This is a genomic window from Streptomyces sp. NPDC006365 (genome assembly GCF_042870755.1).
Lineage (GTDB): Bacteria > Actinomycetota > Actinomycetes > Streptomycetales > Streptomycetaceae > Streptomyces > Streptomyces xiangluensis.
The window spans coordinates 402067-419270 of record NZ_JBIAHS010000007.1 but is presented as its reverse complement, the minus strand read 5'-3'; the positions used below and the strand labels follow the sequence as shown (position 1 = coordinate 419270).

The 17204-nt window shown below is 69.9% G+C and carries 15 protein-coding genes; 7 read left to right on the top strand and 8 right to left on the bottom strand.

The genetic code is table 11. From position 1 onward, the window contains the following. Positions 1–153 precede the first annotated feature (153 nt). Entirely contained in the window at positions 154–1593 is a 1440-nt protein-coding gene (locus tag ACFYO0_RS22170) for an alginate lyase family protein (RefSeq protein WP_388678596.1), read from the bottom strand. A 317-nt stretch (positions 1594–1910) separates the two neighbouring features. On the opposite strand from ACFYO0_RS22170, the gene ACFYO0_RS22165 reads away from it, so the two are divergent. Then, positions 1911–3398 carry a family 43 glycosylhydrolase gene (locus ACFYO0_RS22165; RefSeq protein ID WP_388678498.1) on the top strand — a complete coding sequence of 496 codons (1488 nt, stop codon included), beginning with the start codon at positions 1911–1913 and terminating at the stop codon, positions 3396–3398. Positions 3399–3461: 63 nt separating this feature from the next. Further along, positions 3462–4874, top strand: a complete 1413-nt coding sequence (locus ACFYO0_RS22160; RefSeq protein WP_388678593.1) for a family 43 glycosylhydrolase — start codon at positions 3462–3464, stop codon at positions 4872–4874. 70 nt (positions 4875–4944) lie between these two features. Here the strand turns inward: ACFYO0_RS22160 and ACFYO0_RS22155 are convergent, their stop codons facing one another. From ACFYO0_RS22155 to ACFYO0_RS22135, 5 genes are all read right to left on the bottom strand, one after another. Continuing rightward, positions 4945–6405 carry an FG-GAP repeat domain-containing protein gene (locus ACFYO0_RS22155; RefSeq protein WP_388678495.1) on the bottom strand — a complete coding sequence of 487 codons (1461 nt, stop codon included), beginning with the start codon at positions 6403–6405 and terminating at the stop codon, positions 4945–4947. Positions 6406–6503: 98 nt separating this feature from the next. Next, entirely contained in the window at positions 6504–7457 is a 954-nt protein-coding gene (locus ACFYO0_RS22150) for a hypothetical protein (RefSeq protein WP_388678492.1), read from the bottom strand. Positions 7458–7567: 110 nt separating this feature from the next. Continuing rightward, positions 7568–7780, bottom strand: coding sequence for a YbdD/YjiX family protein (locus ACFYO0_RS22145; RefSeq protein ID WP_388678489.1), 213 nt, complete (start codon positions 7778–7780; stop codon positions 7568–7570). Then, positions 7777–9954, bottom strand: a complete 2178-nt coding sequence (locus ACFYO0_RS22140) for a carbon starvation CstA family protein (RefSeq protein WP_388678487.1) — start codon at positions 9952–9954, stop codon at positions 7777–7779. Before ACFYO0_RS22140 ends, ACFYO0_RS22145 begins: the two co-directional genes overlap by 4 nt. Before the next feature lie 117 nt (positions 9955–10071). Next, a complete protein-coding gene (locus ACFYO0_RS22135; RefSeq protein ID WP_388678485.1) occupies positions 10072–10317 on the bottom strand; it encodes a DUF3311 domain-containing protein in 246 nt (81 codons plus the stop codon). Between the two features lie 227 nt (positions 10318–10544). Between ACFYO0_RS22135 and ACFYO0_RS22130 the strand changes: the two genes are divergently transcribed. From ACFYO0_RS22130 to lpdA, 4 genes are all read left to right on the top strand, one after another. Beyond that, a complete protein-coding gene (locus ACFYO0_RS22130; protein WP_388678482.1) occupies positions 10545–12107 on the top strand; it encodes a sodium:solute symporter in 1563 nt (520 codons plus the stop codon). Then, on the top strand, positions 12104–12790 hold the full coding sequence (locus tag ACFYO0_RS22125; protein ID WP_388678479.1) for an RNA polymerase sigma factor: 687 nt from the start codon (positions 12104–12106) through the stop codon (positions 12788–12790). The genes ACFYO0_RS22130 and ACFYO0_RS22125 overlap by 4 nt, the downstream gene beginning before the upstream one ends. Beyond that, positions 12787–13059 (top strand): hypothetical protein, encoded by a 273-nt coding sequence (locus tag ACFYO0_RS22120; RefSeq protein ID WP_386346212.1) that lies wholly within the window; start codon positions 12787–12789, stop codon positions 13057–13059. Before ACFYO0_RS22125 ends, ACFYO0_RS22120 begins: the two co-directional genes overlap by 4 nt. Before the next feature lie 198 nt (positions 13060–13257). Further along, the gene (lpdA, locus tag ACFYO0_RS22115; protein ID WP_388678476.1) at positions 13258–14670 is read left to right on the top strand and encodes a dihydrolipoyl dehydrogenase; all 1413 of its coding nucleotides are present in this window, start codon (positions 13258–13260) and stop codon (positions 14668–14670) included. Between the two features lie 9 nt (positions 14671–14679). On the opposite strand, the gene ACFYO0_RS22110 is transcribed toward lpdA, so the two are convergent. After that, positions 14680–15045, bottom strand: a complete 366-nt coding sequence (locus ACFYO0_RS22110) for a MazG-like family protein (RefSeq protein ID WP_388678474.1) — start codon at positions 15043–15045, stop codon at positions 14680–14682. An 84-nt stretch (positions 15046–15129) separates the two neighbouring features. Here ACFYO0_RS22110 and ACFYO0_RS22105 point away from each other — a divergent pair, with 84 nt between their 5' ends. Beyond that, positions 15130–16134, top strand: a complete 1005-nt coding sequence (locus ACFYO0_RS22105) for an aldo/keto reductase (protein WP_388678471.1) — start codon at positions 15130–15132, stop codon at positions 16132–16134. Positions 16135–16398: 264 nt separating this feature from the next. Here the strand turns inward: ACFYO0_RS22105 and ACFYO0_RS22100 are convergent, their stop codons facing one another. Further along, positions 16399–17169: an SDR family oxidoreductase gene (locus ACFYO0_RS22100; protein WP_388678469.1), complete on the bottom strand. Its 771-nt coding sequence runs from the start codon at positions 17167–17169 to the stop codon at positions 16399–16401. Between the last annotated feature and the right edge of the window lie 35 nt (positions 17170–17204).

Sequence of the window (17204 nt, the reverse complement as noted above, 5' to 3'; positions counted from 1 at the left end):
GTGGCGATGAACCAAGCGAGTCCCATCCGTGAAACATCACTGCCAGTCAGCAGGGAGTGGCGCAGATCACACCGAGAGGGCTCTGCCCAGGTCGTAAGGCCTCGGCAGAGCCCTCGTTCGTGTGGGTCCGTCTTCAGGGGCCCGGGTGCTCCGTCACTGGGCGTCGCGGTTCGCGCGGGCACGGCGCCGTAGGAGGAGCAGGCCGCCCGCGACGGCGGTGAGGCCGGTGGCGGCGGTCCAGGCCGGGAGGTCCGAGGTGCCGGTGGCGGCCAGGTCGCCGTCCCTGCCGCCCTGAGGGCTGGACGAGGGGGAGGGCGCGGCGGGCGCGGCGCCGGAGCCGGAGTTGGACGCGGGGGAAGGCGACGCCGACGGGGAGGCCGGGGACTCCGGCCTGGTGGAGCGGTCTCGGGTGAACGCCAGGGTGCCGAAGCCGAGTTGGTCGTAGCCGCCACTGTTGGGGCCGTAGTCGCCACCGCCGCCCTCCGGTGCCGACTTCGCCGCTATCCGGGTGAGGTAGGAGGCCGACAGGCCCCGGCGCTTGGTGAAGTGGTTGGCGATCATGGCCCAGACCGGGCGCGTCATGGCCGGATCCACCGGGGCCTCCTCGCTCACGGTCTCCGTGCCCGACCAGCCGTTGATCGCGCCCTTGTCGCGGGTGTTGGGCGTGAACGGCACGTCCTCGCCCAGGTTCCACTTCGCCACGTACTGGGCGGCCTTGAGGAAGCGGTTGTCGTCGTAGCCGTACAGATTGATGCCCTGGCTCCAGGCCATCTCGCAGAAGGTGCCCATCAGGCCGATGCCCAGCAGGGCGTGGCCCTGGTCGCGGCCGGCCTCGACCCACTCGGCGAATCCGTCGGGGTGCACGACGGGAATGGCGTTCTTGATGGCGCCCAGGCCCTCGCCGTGCTTGAAGTACTCGACCGCGGTGTCGACCTTGGCCTTGTCGTCGCAGAGGATGCCGATGGCGAGGACGCAGCACATGGCCGTCAGGTCCCAGTTGGTCCAGTAGTTGGAGACGACGGCGCCGTTGTGGTTCTTGAGGAAGTCCTCGCTGAGCGGGGAGAAGACGTCCAGCATCATTTTCTGGAAGCGGGGAAGGTCGAAGTCGTCGTGGTCGCGGACGAGTTCGGCGGCGTTCGCGAACTGGTAGCCGTAGAGGCCCGCCGCGAGGAAGCGGTCCGCGGAGCCCTCGACGCTGGTCAGTTTCGCTGACCAGGCGTTGAGGATGGCGACGGCGGTGTCCAAGTGCCCGTTCTCGCCGGTGACATGGCCGCGCAGGGCGTTCTGGTAGGCCGCGTGGATGTCGTTGTAGAGGATCGCGTAGTTCTGCGGCGAGCCCGCGCCCCGGTAGACCGCGGTCTGCGGGTTGGGCCTCCAGCCGGTCTGCGAGTGGCGGTTGGCGGTGAGCTTGGCGAAACCCGCCGTGTACGGGGTCGCGCCCGCCTTCACCTTGGCCGCCATGCGGTCGAGGTCGGCTCGGGTGTGCAGCAGGCCGGGGTGCGCGAACGCCGTGCCTGCCGCTGACGCGGAGGTCGTGGGGACGGCGGCGCCGATGGCTGCCGCGCCCGCGGCCGTACCGGCGATCTTCAGCATGCTCCGGCGGTTGATCTCTGCTTTCACGGCTTCGGTCCTCAGGTGTCGGGTGCGTGCCGATGCGTAGGCGTACCGACAGGAGACGCGTGGGCCGGCGGTGAATAACAAAAACTGAGCCGTCGCGCCCCAGGAAGCCCTCATGTACCGGGAAGCCGTCACGCCTCGGAAAACTGATCGAAACCAAACCCGTCGCATCCATTGACGCTTCTTCCGCCCCACCTTTACCTTCTGGTCGAAGTTACGCACGGTGTTCGAAATCTCGAACCCATTGCCGTCCGGGCAGTCGTCCAAAGCTGCCGCCCCAGAAGGGACTTACCGTGTTCCGCACACGCCACTGGTTCATCCTCGGGGCGGCGCTACTGGCCCTGTTGGGGTCGCTCGTCACCGCGCAGCCCGGGGTCGCCGCCGAAGGCCGGCCGTACACCAACCCCGTCAAGACGCAGAAAGGCGCCGACCCCTGGCTGGAGTACTACAACGGCAACTACTACCTGGTGACGACCTCGTTCACCGGTGAGCTGACCATGCGCAAGTCGCCCACGCTCGCCGGGCTGAACACCGCGCCCAGCGTGCAGGTGTGGTCGGACAGCACCTCCAGCCGCAACTGGAACATGTGGGCCCCGGAGATCCACTTCTTCGACGGCAAGTGGTATCTGTACTACTCCGCCGGGCCGCGCGGCTCCGCCTGCTGCGACGACCAGCGCACCCATGTGCTGGAGAGCTCCGGCTCCGACCCGATGGGGCCGTACACCTACAAGAACACCTTCACCGGCTCCAACCTGAACCCCAACGGCTGGCTGATCGACGCCAGCGTGCTCAAGCACAACAACAAGCTGTACCTGGTGGGCAGCGGTTCGGTCGGCGGCAGCAAGCAGAGCCTCGTCATCGCGCCGCTCAGCAACCCGTACACGCTCGCCGGCTCCACCTTCACCGTCATCTCCAGCCCGACGCTCAGCTGGGAGACGCAGAGTGGTGAGGTCAACGAAGGGCCCGAGCCGCTCTACCGCAACGGACGCACCTTCCTCGTCTACTCCGCGAGCGCCTGCTGGGGCCCCGACTACAAGCTCGGCCAGCTGGAGCTGACCGGTTCCGACCCGCTCCTCGCCTCCTCCTGGACGAAGAAGCAGACCCCGGTCTTCCAGCGCAACGACGCGAACAGCGTGTACGCGCCGGGTCACAACGGGTTCTTCACCTCCCCCGACGGCACGGAGAACTGGATCGTCTACCACGCCAACGACGCGGCGGGCGACGGCTGCGACAACGGCCGTACGACCCGCGCCCAGAAGTTCACCTGGAACGCCGACGGCACTCCGAACTTCGGCACCCCGGCCGCCCTCGGCACGACGATGCCCGGCCCCTCCGGTGAGACGGCCACGACCCCGACCGCCTACACCATCGTCAACCGCAACAGCGGCAAGTGCCTCGACGTCAACGGCGGCAGCACCGCCGACGGCGCCAACATCTTCCAGTGGACCTGTAACGGCGGGGCCAACCAGAAGTGGCGCATCGAGGACCGCGCCGACGACACCAGCCGCCTCGTCAACGTCGCCACCGGCAAGGTCGCCGACATCGCCGACTGCGGCACCGCCGACGGCGCCGACGTCCGGCAGTGGTCCTGGCTGAACAACAACTGCCAGAAGTTCCGCATGGTCTACCTCGGTGGTGACTACGTGCGGATCGTCAGCGCCGCCACCGGCAAGGTCATGGACGTCGCCGACTGCGGCACCGCCAACGGCACCGACGTACGCCAGTGGACCTGGCTCAACAACAACTGCCAGCAGTGGCGCATCCAGCCCACCACCGCCTGACCACCGCCTGATCGGGAGACCCTCATGAGACGCAGAACCTTCCTTGCCGGGGCGGCCACCGCGATGGCCGCCGGGCCGGCCGTACTGGCCGCGGGCGGCCCCGCCCACGCAGCCGCCCCCGCCTCGCCCGCCGTGACCTTCACCAACCCGATCGCCCTGCAGCGCGCCGACCCGCACATCCACAAACACACCGACGGCTACTACTACTTCACCGCCACCGTGCCCGCGTACGACCGCATCGTGATGCGCCGGGCCACCACCCTCCAGGGCCTTTCCACCGCCCCGGAGACCACCATCTGGACCAAGCACGCGAGCGGTGAGATGGGCGCCCATATCTGGGCGCCGGAGATCCACTTCATCGACGGCAAGTGGTACGTCTACTTCGCCGCCGGCGCCTCCAACGACATCTGGAAGATCCGGCCGTACGTCCTGGAGAGCAGCTCCGCCAACCCACTGACCGGGACCTGGACCGAGAAGGGGCGTATCGCCCTGCCGCTTGACACCTTCTCGCTCGACGCGACCACCTTCGTCGTCGGTGGCAGCCGCTATCTGAGCTGGGCGCAGAACGACCCGGCCGTGGGCAGCGGGACCAATCTCTATCTCGCGAAGCTGTCCAACCCGTGGACCATCGCCGGCACTCCGGTACGGATCTCCACGCCGACACACGCATGGGAGACCGTGGGCCACCGCGTCAACGAAGGCCCGGCCGTCATCCAGCGGGGCGGCAAGGTCTTCATGGCCTTCTCCGCCGCCGCCACCGACGCCAACTACTGCCTCGGCCTGCTGACCGCCTCCGCCTCGGCCGATCTGCTCAACCCGGCGGTCTGGACGAAGAGTTCGCAGCCCGTCTTCAGGAGCAACGACGCCACCGGCCAGTACGGGCCCGGCCACAACACCTTCACCGTCTCCGAGGACGGCACGTCGGACGTACTCGTCTACCACGCCCGCAACTACAAGGACATCAGCGGCGATCCGCTCAACGACCCCAACCGGCGCACCCGTTACCAGAAGCTGTACTGGAACGCCGACGGCACACCCAACTTCGGCATCCCGGTCGCGGACGGTGTGACTCCGGTCCGCTTCTCCTCGTACAACTTCCCCGACCGCTTCATCCGCCACTGGGAGTACCGGGCGAAGCTCGAACCGAACGTCACCAACCTCGCCGACTCCCAGTTCCGCGTCGTCGCCGGCCTGTCCGGCAGCGGCACCGTCTCCCTGGAGTCGGCGAACTTCCCCGGCTACTACCTGCGCCACAAGAACTACGAGCTGTGGGTGGAGAAGAACGACGGCTCGACCATCTTCAGGAACGACGCCACCTTCTCGCAGCGCGCGGGCCTCGCCGACTCCGCGAGCGGTGTCTCCTTCGAGTCGTACAACTTCCCGGGCCGCTACATCCGGCACTACGAGAACCTGCTGTACATCCAGCCGATGAGCACCAGCCTCGACCGGCAGGACGCGACGTACTACGCGGAGTAGCAGGGAGTAGCGCCCGCATCGCGCGGAAAAGTCCCCGCGGGATCCAGGCCCCGCCCGGCCGTCCAGTTTCTCAGGAGCCGGGCGGGGCAAAGCCCGTCGTCGTGAAGGTCGTCCTGTCCCTGGGCGTTGTGCCGTCGGTGATCCACCAGTGCGTGGGGTACTGGCCGTAGAACCCGAACAGCGTGTGGGCCGCCCAGTTGAGGATCAGCTCGTCCTTGCCGTCGCCGTCGAAGTCGGCTGCTCCCGCGGGCCGGGCGTGCCGCCATCTGGCCGACGTCTTCTTGCCGTCGGCCTTCGCCGGCCCCTCGCGCAGCACCGGGGTGCGTTTGTCGCCGTCGATGAGCGTGGCGCCCTCGTACGTGGCGACGAGGATGCCGTCACTGCCGTCGCCGTCGGGGTCGGCGGCTGCGAAACCTCCGGGGCCATAGTCGGTTTTCGCGCCCTCGGGTGCCTCGGGCAGCCGGTGGGTGACCGGTGCGCCGCCACTGCCGGGGTACACGGCGAGCGATCCGTCGACCTCGGGTGCCTCGGTCTCGTAGCCGGGTTCGTCGTTGCGGCCGCCGTCGTCTCCGATGGCCACATCGCGTTGCCCGTCGCCGTCGAAGTCGCCGAAGGCGTGGGCGCTCCCGAGGCGCAGCTGCCGGCCGTTCGCGGACAGGCCCTCGCCGCTGCGGGCCGGGTAGAGGGTGTTGGCGGCTTGCTCGCCGTCGTCCGCCCCCTGGAGCAGCAGAGAGGTCGCGCGCGCCTTGCCCGTCGGGTCGATGTCGTCCGGGATGGCCGAGCCGTCCGACCACGGCAGGCTGGTGTCGGTGCGCGCGGGCACACCCGACCGCGTGAACGGGCCGTACAGCACCACCAGCGACGACTGGTTCTCCGCAGTTGCCGCGAGGTCGTGGTGCCCGTCGCCGTCGAAGTCGCCGCGCACCACGGATCCCGCGCCCAGTTTGGACACGCTCTGCGGCAGCCGCACCTCGGTCGCCTCGGCACCCGTCCTGGGCCCGGTAGGTCCGCCCCACGCCACGTACGGGACGGAGCGAGGCGCGATGATCTGCCCGTCCTTCACCTGCTCGCCCGCGACGCTCGTGACGAAGTCCGGGAAGCCGTCGCCGTCCAGATCGGCGGTGACCGTGGACTCGGCGAAAACACTGTCGGGATCCGCCGACCCCGGCGGCAGACCGGGCAGGCCCAGATCACCGCGCCCGTAGACCGTTCGGGTCGCCGGGTCGAGTCCCTCGGCCGATCCGTAGACCACACCGATCCGCTGGTCGAGGCCGGGTGTTTCCGGATTGCCGCGGACCTGGACGGGCACCAGGAGATCGCGATGCCCGTCGCCGTTGATGTCGTCGGGGTCCTTCGATCCCTTCCCCGGCGTCGGCGCCCGGCTCTCGGCAGGCGCGCTGGGGACCCGGGCGGCCGACGACCCGCCGTCCGAGGGTGACGGCTCGCGGCCCGTTCCGTCGCTGCCGCATCCGGTGAGCGAGGCGAGCACGACGCCCACGGTGACGGCTGACAAGGCGATGCGAGACTTCATGCGCCTCACCGTCACATCCCGTGCCGAGCCGGCTCCAGCGGATGCGACGAACGTTGCCCAGTCGTCGCTCAGCCGTTCTGGGAACGGAACCACCGGGTCTACTTCCCGCGGCGGCCTGCCGACCGGTCCCGCCAGTAGAGGAACGTGCGCTGCGGATCCGGCAGCAGGTCCCACGGGTGGTTCGTCATATGGCGGCCGATGCGGTGGAAGACGGCGGCTGCCTCGGCCGGGCGGTGGGTGCGGGTCAGGGCGAAGGCAAGGAAGTTGAGGTCGGTGACCGCTTCCGCGTGAGGTGCGGCGGCGGTGTGGAACCAGCCGGTCAGGGCCCCGTCGATCTCCTTGGCCGCCCGTGGTTCGTTCCAGGACCCGCTCGCCCCCAGCGCGGCGAGCGGGTCCTGCCGCAGTCGGTGGGCGACGAGTTCCACGCGGGCCGCCACGGGCAGCAGGGCCAGGGGTGAGCCGTACGGTGCGTGGGCCGCGCACTGCTCGGCGAAGTCCAGCATGTCGGGGACGGTTCCGTGTGCGCGCGGGGACAGATAGCGCAGGAGCCGGTGATGGGCGGTTCTGTTCCACGGGGCGCGGTTGACGGCCTCCCTCCACACGGGCACGACGTCCCGGGCGGGAGCTGCGATGGAGTGCAGGAGTGACAGCAACGCCAGCCAGGGGGTGGGGTCCTCGGGACAGGCTTGCGCGGCGCGCAGACATGCCTGCTCGGCCCGCCGGGCGGCGGCCGGCCCTTCGGCGGGGGCCCGCCCGGACAGGGTGAACGCCTGCAGGACCAGGGCGTCCCCGTCCCCCGGCCGGTCGCCGATCCACCGTTGCGCCACCGCCGCCGGCAGGCTTTTCGCCAGTACGGAGATCCGGTGCACCCGGCGGTCCCAGTCGCGGCCGGTGGTGTGCAGCAGCTCGGCGACCGGCTCCCAGAGCGGGCGGGTGCGGCCCGCACCGAGGCCGTGGAGCTGCTGGGCGGGGCGGAGTTCGGCCAGGATGGTGTGCAGTGCGTCGTCGTCGAGTTCGGGCCGGATCAGCAGGGCGGGGCGGCGTCTCAGCATCTCGAATCTCGACTGGAGTTGAGTGTTGGGGTGCTACGTGGTGCGCGGGGCGGGCATCGCGTCAGGGCTGATGGCGTGCCCGCCCCGCGGTCCGTGGTGCGTGCCGTGCGTCAGCAGCAGCGGCTCTGCGGATGGTTCTCCCGGTGGTGGGTCCGCAGGACCTCGTACTCCCGTCGGCCGGGCAGCGGAGCGCCCGGGTGCAGGCGTCGGTGGTGCGCGCAGTAGCGGTCGTACTCCGCCTCGCCGGTCAGCTCGCGCAGATACCACTGCACCCAGCGCACGCCCCTGGTCCAGTGCCGGACGGTCGTGGACGGCATGCTCATGGACGGGCTCCCACCAGCGGTCCGCCCGCCTGCTCGGGGATGTCGATACGGGACTCGACGTACGGCGCCTCCGTCGTCGCCGGCGACCCCGGCGAGCGGATGGCCCGTACGCACACCACCGCAGCGTTGACGATCACCACGGCGACCAGCAGCAGGAACAGGGCGATCAGGACTCCGTCGACCGTGGAGTTGGTGACCACGGTGTGCATGTCGTCGAGGTTCTTGGCGGGCGCGATGACCTCGCCGGCGTCGATGCCGTCGGCGTACCGGTCGCGCTGGGCGAAGAAGCCGATCCGCGGGTCGTCGGAGAAGATCTTCTGCCAGCCGGCGGTGAAGGTGACCGCGACCACCCAGGCCAGCGGGACCGCGGTGACCCAGGCCCAGCGCAGCCGCCCGGACTTGATCAGCACGGTGGTGCAGACGGTGAGGGCGATGGCTGCGAGCAGCTGGTTGGCGATGCCGAAGAGCGGGAAGAGCTGGTTGATTCCGCCGAGGGGGTCGGTGGCGCCGGTGTAGAGGAAGTAGCCCCAGGCGGCCACGACGATGCCGCTGCACAGCCAGATGCCCGGCTTCCAGGTGACCCGGCCGATCGGCTTCCAGACGTTGCCGAGCATGTCCTGGAGCATGAAGCGTCCGACCCGGGTGCCCGCGTCGACCGTCGTCAGGATGAACAGTGCCTCGAACATGATCGCGAAGTGGTACCAGAAGGCCTTCATCCCGGCGCCGCCGAAGACCCCGGAGAAGATCTCCGACATACCGACCGCGAGGGTGGGCGCACCGCCGGTGCGGGCGATGAGCGTCTGCTCCTCCACGGCCTTCGCCGCCTGCGTCAACTGGTCGGGGCTGATGGTGAAGCCGAGGCCCGCCACCGCCTGCGAGGCGGACTCGGCGGTCGTACCGAGGAGCCCGGCGGGCGCGTTCATCGCGTAGTACAGGCCGGGTTCGAGAGTGGCCGCGGCGATCAGCGCCATGATCGCGACGAACGACTCCATCAGCATGGCGCCGTAGCCGATCATCCGGACCTGCGACTCCTTCTGGATCAGCTTCGGAGTCGTACCGGAGGCGACCAGCGCATGGAAGCCGGACAGGGCGCCGCAGGCGATGGTGATGAACAGGAAGGGGAAGAGGGAGCCCGCGAAGACGGGTCCGGCCCCCGAGGAGGCGAAGTCACTGACCGCCTCCGCACGCATGACGGGCGCGGCCATGACGACTCCGACCGCGAGCAGCGCGATGGTGCCGATCTTCATGAAGGTGGACAGGTAGTCGCGGGGCGCGAGCAGCATCCACACGGGGAGTACGGAGGCGACGAAGCCGTATCCCACCAGGCAGAACACCAGGGTCGTCGGGCTCAGGGTGAAGGTGTCGGCCAGCGAGGAGTCCTGGATCCAGCTGCCGCCGATGATCGCGAGCAGCAGCAGCGCCACACCGATCAGGCTGGTCTCGACGACCCGGCCCGGCCGGATCCGGTGCAGCCAGAAGCCCATGAACAGCGCGATGGGGATGGTCATGGCGACGGAGAAAGTGCCCCAGGGGGAGTGGGCGAGGGCGTTGACGACGACGAGGGCCAGCACACCGAGCAGGATGATCATGATGGCGAAGACCGCGATCAGGGCCGCCGCTCCGCCCGCCCGGCCGATCTCGTCACGGGCCATCTGCCCGAGCGACTTCCCGTCCCGCCGCATCGACAGGAACAGCACCACCATGTCCTGCACCGCGCCCGCGAAGATCACGCCGGCCACGATCCAGATCGTGCCGGGCAGATACCCCATCTGCGCCGCGAGTACGGGCCCCACCAGCGGTCCGGCCCCGGCGATCGCCGCGAAGTGGTGGCCGAGCAGCACCCGGCGGTCGGTGGGCTGGAAGTCGACGCCGTCCTCGAGCCGTTCGGCGGGAGTGGCACGGCGGTCGTCCGGCTTCAGTACGCGCCGGGCGACGAAGCGGCCGTAGAAGCGGTAGGCGATGGCATACGAGCCGAGGGCGGCCAGCACCAGCCAGACCGCGGAGATCTCCTCGCCCCGGGAGAGCGCGAGGACACCCCAGCAGACGGCGCCCACCAGGGCGACGATGGTCCACACGAGGACGGACCGGGGGGTCATACGGGGCCGGGCGGACCCGGAGGGGGGCGGGCTTTCCGGTGCCGGGGGAGCGGATTCGGGCATGGCTGACGTAGGCATGGCGGCTCCTGGCCGTGGTGCTGGGTGATGGTGTGCGGCGCTACGGGGTGATCGTGTGCGGCGCTACTGGGTGGTGGTGCCGGGCGATACGCGGTGCGGAAGGGGCGGGAAGGTGGCTCAGGGATCCGGCCGGTCGTGCCGGTTGTCGCGGTCGTGCCTGGTCAGCGCGTACGCGGCGAGCAGGCACAGTCCGCACCCCGGCACCCAGGCGAGCTGATACCAGTAGAAGAACGGCGTCCCGGCGAGCCGCGGGTCGGCGTCGGCGTACCAGGGGACCCACAGCAGTCCTGCGGCGGGCGCGAGAAGCAGTACGGCGACCGCGAGGCGCCGTAGCCGGTGGTGACCAGTGTCAGTCGATGTCATGACCTGCGCTCCTTTCCCGTTCCCTCTCCCGCTCTCTGTCGGTCTGTGCAAGAGTTGCCCGCCGGCCGGAACTGGTTGACAGGGAATTTCCAGAAGATTTCCCGCCGGTTTTCCCTCAACCGTGTCAACCGGACGGGCTGCCCGCGCAACTCTCCGGCAAGGGCTCGGGCTGTGGCCTGTCCGGCGGACAGGCCACAGGACCTCAGGCACACCAAGGACGGTGACCCATGGCGGACGGCGCCATGACCGCGACGTTCCTCGCCGTGACCGGCGGAGCGTCGCTTCTCGCCGTCACCGCGCGCCGTCTGCGGCCCAGCGACCGGCTGCCGTCGCTGGAGGGCTGGGCACTGGCCGACCGCAGCCTGGGCCCCGTCTGGACCTGGATGCTGCTCGGCGGCACGATCTTCACCGCGTACACCTTCACCGCCGTACCGGGACTGGCGTACGGGAACGGGGCGCCCGCCTTCTTCGCCGTGCCGTACACGGTGATCGTCTGTCCGCTCGCCTTCGTCCTGCTGACCCGGCTGTGGACGGTGGCCCGCCGGCACGGCTACATCACCGTCGCCGACTTCGTGCGCGGGCGGTACGGTTCACCACCGCTCGCCCTGGTGGTGGCGCTGACCGGGATCCTCGCGACGATGCCCTATCTCGCGCTGCAGCTGCTGGGCATCCGCGCGGTGCTCACCGCCGGGGGCGTCTACCCGCGGGGCGCGAGCGGCGATCTGGTGCTGATCGCGCTGTTCGCGGGGCTCGCGGCGGCGACGTACCGCCACGGGCTGCGGGCACCGACCGTCATCTCGGCGTTCAAGGCAGTGGCCGTCTTCGTCTCCCTCACCGCCGTGTGCTGGCTGGTCCTGGCCCGGCTCGGCGGACCCGGCGCGGTCTTCGACGGCGCGGCGCGACGGCTCGGCGGCACCGGAGTCACGGACTCCGCCCTGCTGCTGTCACCCGAGCAGCAGCCCGCCTACGCCACGCTCGCCCTGGGCTCGGCCCTGGCCCTGCTGATGTATCCGCACGTGCTCACCGCAGGGTTCGCCGCCGACGGCCCGCGCACCCTGCGCAAGGTCTCCGTGGCGCTGCCCGCCTGGACAGGACTGCTCGCCCTCTTCGGCCTCCTCGGCATCGCGGCACTCGCGGCGGGAGTACGGGCACCCGAGGGCGGCGCCGAGACCGCCGTACCGATGCTGGTCGACCGGCTGATGCCGGGCCCGCTCGCCGGACTCGTCTTCGGGGCGATCACCGTGGGGGCGCTGGTCCCGGCGGCCGTGATGTCGATCGCGGCCGCCACCTGCTTCGTACGCAATGTGTACGTCGAGTACTTTCACCCCACCGCCACGCCCAAGCGACAGGTCCGCATCGCCAAGGCGGTCTCGCTGACCGCGAAGGTGGGGGCGGTGGCGTTCGTGTTCGGGCTGCGCGACCAGGACGCCATCAACCTCCAACTCCTCGGCGGCGTATGGATCCTGCAGATCTTCCCGGCGGTGGCCATAGGGCTCTTCACGGGCCGGCTGCATCCCCGGGCTCTGCTGGCCGGGTGGGCCGTGGGCATGGCGGCCGGCACCTTCCTGGTGGTCCGCGAGGGGTTCTCGTCCATCGTGCCGTTCGGCGGCGGCGACCAGCCGCTGGAGATCTACGCCGGGCTCGTCGCCCTCCTGCTCAACCTGAGCGTCGCGGTGGCCGGCACCGCGGCCCTCGAACGCTTCGGCGTCCCGCGGGGCGCCGACCTCACCGACCTACCGTCCCGCCTGACCGTCAGGCGGCGCCCCGAGACGGGAGCGAGCAACCCGTGAGACGCAGACAGCACACGCGACTGCCGGTGCCGCAGGCCGCTCCGGCCGCCGTCACCGATCCCCGTATCCCACGGCCCGCCGTGACCGACCACATCCCGGGGCCCGCCGCCACCGGCGAGACGGCGACGCCCTCGCCGACCGGTGACCCGACTGGGGACGAGGTGCTGTCCCCGCCCGTGAGCGATCCGGCCGACCTCGAACGGGAGGCCGCCCTGGCCCGGCTCTTCGAGCTGCACTACGCCTCGATGCTGCGCCTGGCCGTCCTCCTCGGCGCGGACGACCCGGAGAACGTGGTGGCCGAGGCGTACTACCAGATCTACCGGAAGTGGCGGCGCCTCAAGGACGCCGAGGCGGCTGAGGCGTATCTGCGTTCCACGGTGTGCAATCTGACCCGTATGCGCATCCGCCACCTTCAGGTCGCCCGCAAGCACGTCCAGCAGCCGCCGAGCGAGGTCGTCGCCTCCGCCGAGAGCACGGCGCTGCTCCGCGACGACCAGCGCGTACTGATCGACGCCCTGCAGCAACTGCCCGCCCGCCAGCGGGAAGCGCTGGTGCTGCGGCACTGGCTCGGCCTGAAGGAGAGTGAGATAGCCGCCGCGATGGGGATCTCCCCCGGATCGGTCAAGACCCACACCTCGCGCGGTATCGCCGCCCTGACCCAGGCGATGGAGGCCCGGCGATGAACGAAGTGGATCGTACGGAGCAGGCGCTGCGCGAAGCGCTCGGAACGCTGGCCGGCGGTGTCCAAGCCGCCCCCGACGCCTACCGCACGGCCCGCGGCGACTGGCTCCGCCGCGAACGCCGCCGCCGCGTGGTCCTGGCCGTCCTGATAGCGGTGGTCTTCACCCTCGCCACCCTGATCGGCCTCTGGGTCCTGAACCAGGCCCCGTCGGACCCGGGGGTGATCTTTTCTCACGGCGTGAGTGTGCCTCCGGCGGGGGCGGGTTTGTAGACGACTGTGGCCGGGCGTGGCCGTACGGAGGATGAGCCCCTGGTGGGGTTTCGGGCGAAGCCCCGAGGAGAGACGGCTGTTGCGCCGTCCGGGTGACCAGGGTGACGGGCCGTCGCCCCCGATGGCGCATGCTGTTTGAGGCCGAGGGCGGTCGCGGCAAGGCGCCGGGTCGCCACCTCTCATCGGAAAGGACACCCCATGGACGAGCAGGGTGAGCGCTTTGACGTCGTCGTACTCGGAGCGGGCCCCGGCGGCTACGTCGCCGCCATCCGGGCCGCCCAACTGGGCAAGCGCGTCGCGGTGGTCGAGGAGAAGTACTGGGGCGGCGTCTGCCTGAACGTGGGCTGTATCCCCAGCAAGGCCCTGCTGCGCAACGCCGAGCTGGCGCACATCTTCACGCGTGAGGCGAAGACCTTCGGCATCAAGGTCGACGGGCAGGTCTCCTTCGACTACGGCGAGGCCTTCCGGCGCAGCCGCAAGGTCGCGGATGGCCGGGTCAAGGGCGTCCACTACCTGATGAAGAAGAACAAGATCACGGAGCTCAGCGGTCGCGGCACCTTCCTCGACGCGCACACCCTCCAGGTGGCCGACTACGACGGCAACACCCGCGCCATCGCCTTCGACCACTGCATCATCGCCACCGGCGCGACCCCCAAGCTGCTGCCCGGCACCCGCCGCACCTCCCGCGTGGTGACGTACGAGGAGCAGATCCTCGCCGAGGACCTGCCGCAGTCGATCGTGATCGCGGGCGCCGGCGCGATCGGCGTCGAGTTCGCCTACGTGCTGCACAACTACGGTGTGAAGGTCACGATCGTCGAGTTCCTGGACCGTATGACACCGCTGGAGGACACCGAGGTCTCCACCGAACTCGCCAAGCAGTACCGCAAGTTGGGTATCGACGTACTCACCTCCACCCGCGTCGACGCGATCGACGAGTCCGGCCCGCAGGTCCGCGTCACGGTGACGGCCAAGGACGGAACCCAGCAGGTGCTGGAGGCCGACAAGGTGCTCCAGGCGATCGGCTTCGCCCCGAACATCGAGGGCTACGGCCTGGACAAGACCGGCGTACGGGTCACGGACCGCGGCGCCATCGACGTCGACGGACGCTGCCGCACCTCCGTTCCGCACATCTACGCCATCGGCGACGTCACCGCCAAGCTGATGCTCGCGCACGCCGCCGAGGCGATGGGCATCGTCGCCGCCGAGACCATCGCCGACGCGGAGACCATGGAGTTGGAGTACGTGATGATCCCGCGCGCCACCTACTGCCAGCCCCAGATCGCCAGCTTCGGCTACACGGAGGCCCAGGCCCGCGAGCAGGGCTACGACGTCCAGGTGGCCAAGTTCCCCTTCACCGCGAACGGCAAGTCGCACGGCCTGGGCGACGCCACCGGCTTCGTGAAACTGATCAGCGACGGGAAGTACGGCGAACTCCTCGGCGGCCACCTCATCGGCCCGGACGTCACCGAACTCCTCCCCGAACTGACCCTCGCCCAGCAGTGGGACCTGACCGTCCATGAGGTGGCCCGCAACGTCCACGCCCACCCGACGCTCGGCGAGGCGGTCAAGGAGGCGGTGCACGGACTCGCCGGACACATGATCAACTTTTGAGGGCGGACGTCAGGGGAGCTGACCCGAGCCGAGCGAACGCTTCCGCACCTGCTCCAAGTGGCTCGTGAAGACCTCACGAGCGTCGGGTGTCAGTGAGCGCAGGGCGACGGCTGCCGTGATGATCACGTCGCACAGCTCCGACTGGACGTCGTCCCAGGTGTGGCTCGTACCTTTGCGCGGGTTCTGGCCGGTGGCGCCGATGACCGCCTCGGCGACCTCGCCGACCTCCTCGGAGAGCTTCAACATCCGCAGGAGCAGGGCCTCTTGAGGGGGACGCGAGGGCTGCGTACGTACGAGCCACTCCTGGAGGCGTTCCACCGTGTCCCACATTTCGTCGTACGTGGCCGAGGCCGCCGCCGCGTCGTGATCGCTCATGCCGGCCAGCGTGCCATGCAAGGGCGGCCATTCCCGCGCTCACCCTTGCCTTCGCCTGTGCTCCAACTCCTAACGTTCGCAGGCATGGAGAGCATCAAGCACAGGAACGGGCACAGAACGCTGGGCCGAAGCGACATCGAGATCAGTGCTCTTGGTTTCGGGTGCTGGGCCATCGGCGGGGAGTGGCAGACCGTCGACGGGCAGCCCCTGGGCTGGGGCAAGGTCGACGACGAGGAGTCCGTACGGGCGGTTCACCGCGCGCTCGAACTCGGCGTGACCTTCTTCGACACGGCTGACGCCTACGGCACCGGGCACAGCGAGCGGGTGCTCGGCAGGGCTCTCGGCAAGCGTCGTACGGACGTCGTCGTCGCCACGAAGTGGGGCAACGTCTTCGACGAGGCGACCCGCACGGCGAGCGGCCAGGACGACACGCCTGAGTACGCCCGCCGGGCCCTGACCGCATCCCTGAAGCGCCTCGGTACCGACTACGTCGACCTCTACCAACTGCACATCTCGGACGCCGACTTGGAGCGTGCGGCCCAACTTCGCGACACCTGCGAGGAGTTCGTGCGCGAGGGGCTCATCCGCGCGTACGCCTGGAGCACCGACGATCCGGAACGGGCCGCCGTGTTCGCCCGGGGGCCGCACTGCACGGCCGTGCAGCACCGCCTCAACGTGCTCCAGGACGCGCCCGAAATGCTCGCGCTCTGCGAGGAGTCGGGGCTTGCGAGCATCAACCGCAGCCCGCTCGCGATGGGGTTGCTGACGGGTAAGCGGGCGGCCGGACAGCCCCTCGAAGCCGGGGACATCCGCAGTGCGCCGCCCGCCTGGCTGCCCGGCTTCCAGCGGGGCGAGGGTGCCGACGCGCAGTGGCTGCGCCGCGTCGACGCCCTGCGTTCCGTCCTCACCAGCGAGGGCCGTACGCTCGCCCAGGGCGCCCTTGCCTGGCTGTGGGCCCGCAGCCCGCGCACGATCCCCATCCCGGGCTTCCGCTCGGTCGCACAGGCCGAGGACAACGCCGGGGCGCTCGGCCAAGGCCCGCTCACCGCGGACCAGTTGAGCGAGATAGAGGGCATCCTGGCTCGCTGACCGGTCCGGCCACGGTGGTCACCGGCGTTGATTACGGGGCAGCCGTTCCGTCGCCCGGGTCTTCCCGCGGTCCCGCGCGGGAGCCCACCCCATCCGTGTGGCCCGGAACGGCTGCCCACCCCCCGGCCCCCGTGAAGGTGGATCGGGAAATCTCGTGCTCCAAATGTGAAGCTCCGATGGAGGAGTGTCGAGCATAAGCCTGCCACCGGCACCAATGCACCGGACCTTTTCATTCCGTTTGTGCAGGTTCCGGTTACGGTGTGCTCATCCACGACCGATGAACGGCATCGTCGTCGCGAGAACCGTCGCGAACTGCACGTTCGCCTCCAGCGGCAGCTCCGCCATGTGCCGCACCGTGCAGGCCACGTCGGTGACGTCCATGACGGGTTCCGGAACCACCTCTCCGTTCGCCTGGAGGGCCCCGGTCCGCATGCGTTCGGTCATGTCGGTCGCCGCGTTGCCGATGTCGATCTGACCGCAGGCGATCCGGTACGGACGGCCGTCCAGTGACAGCGACTTGGTGAGCCCCGTCAGGGCGTGCTTGGTCGCCGTGTACGGAGCCGACAGCGGGCGGGGTGTTTGCGCTGAAATCGAGCCGTTGTTGATGATCCGTCCGCCCTGCGGATCCTGCTCCTTCATCTGCCGGTACGCCGCCTGCGCGCACAGGAACGCGCCGTCGAGGTTGGTGGCGACGACGTGGCGCCAGGCGTCGTAGGGCAGTTCCTCGAACGGGACGCCACCCGGCCCGAACGTACCGGCGTTGTTGAAGAGCAGATCGAGCCGCCCGAAGCGCTCCCGTACGGCGGCGAAGAGCCCGGCCACGTCATCGGGCCGTGAGACGTCGGCGCGTACGCAGAGGGAGGCGCTGTTTCCCGCCCGGGTGTCCGCCAGGGCCGCCGTCGCCTCCAGTGTCTGAGGGCGGCGGCCCGCGAGCGCCACGGACCAGCCGGTGCGCAGGAGTTCCAGGGCCACGGCGCGGCCGATGCCGGAGCCCGCCCCGGTGACCAGCGCGATCTTCGTTTCCTTGTCGTTCATGGGCCCGCAGCGTACGGGAGGGCCCGGCATCCGGA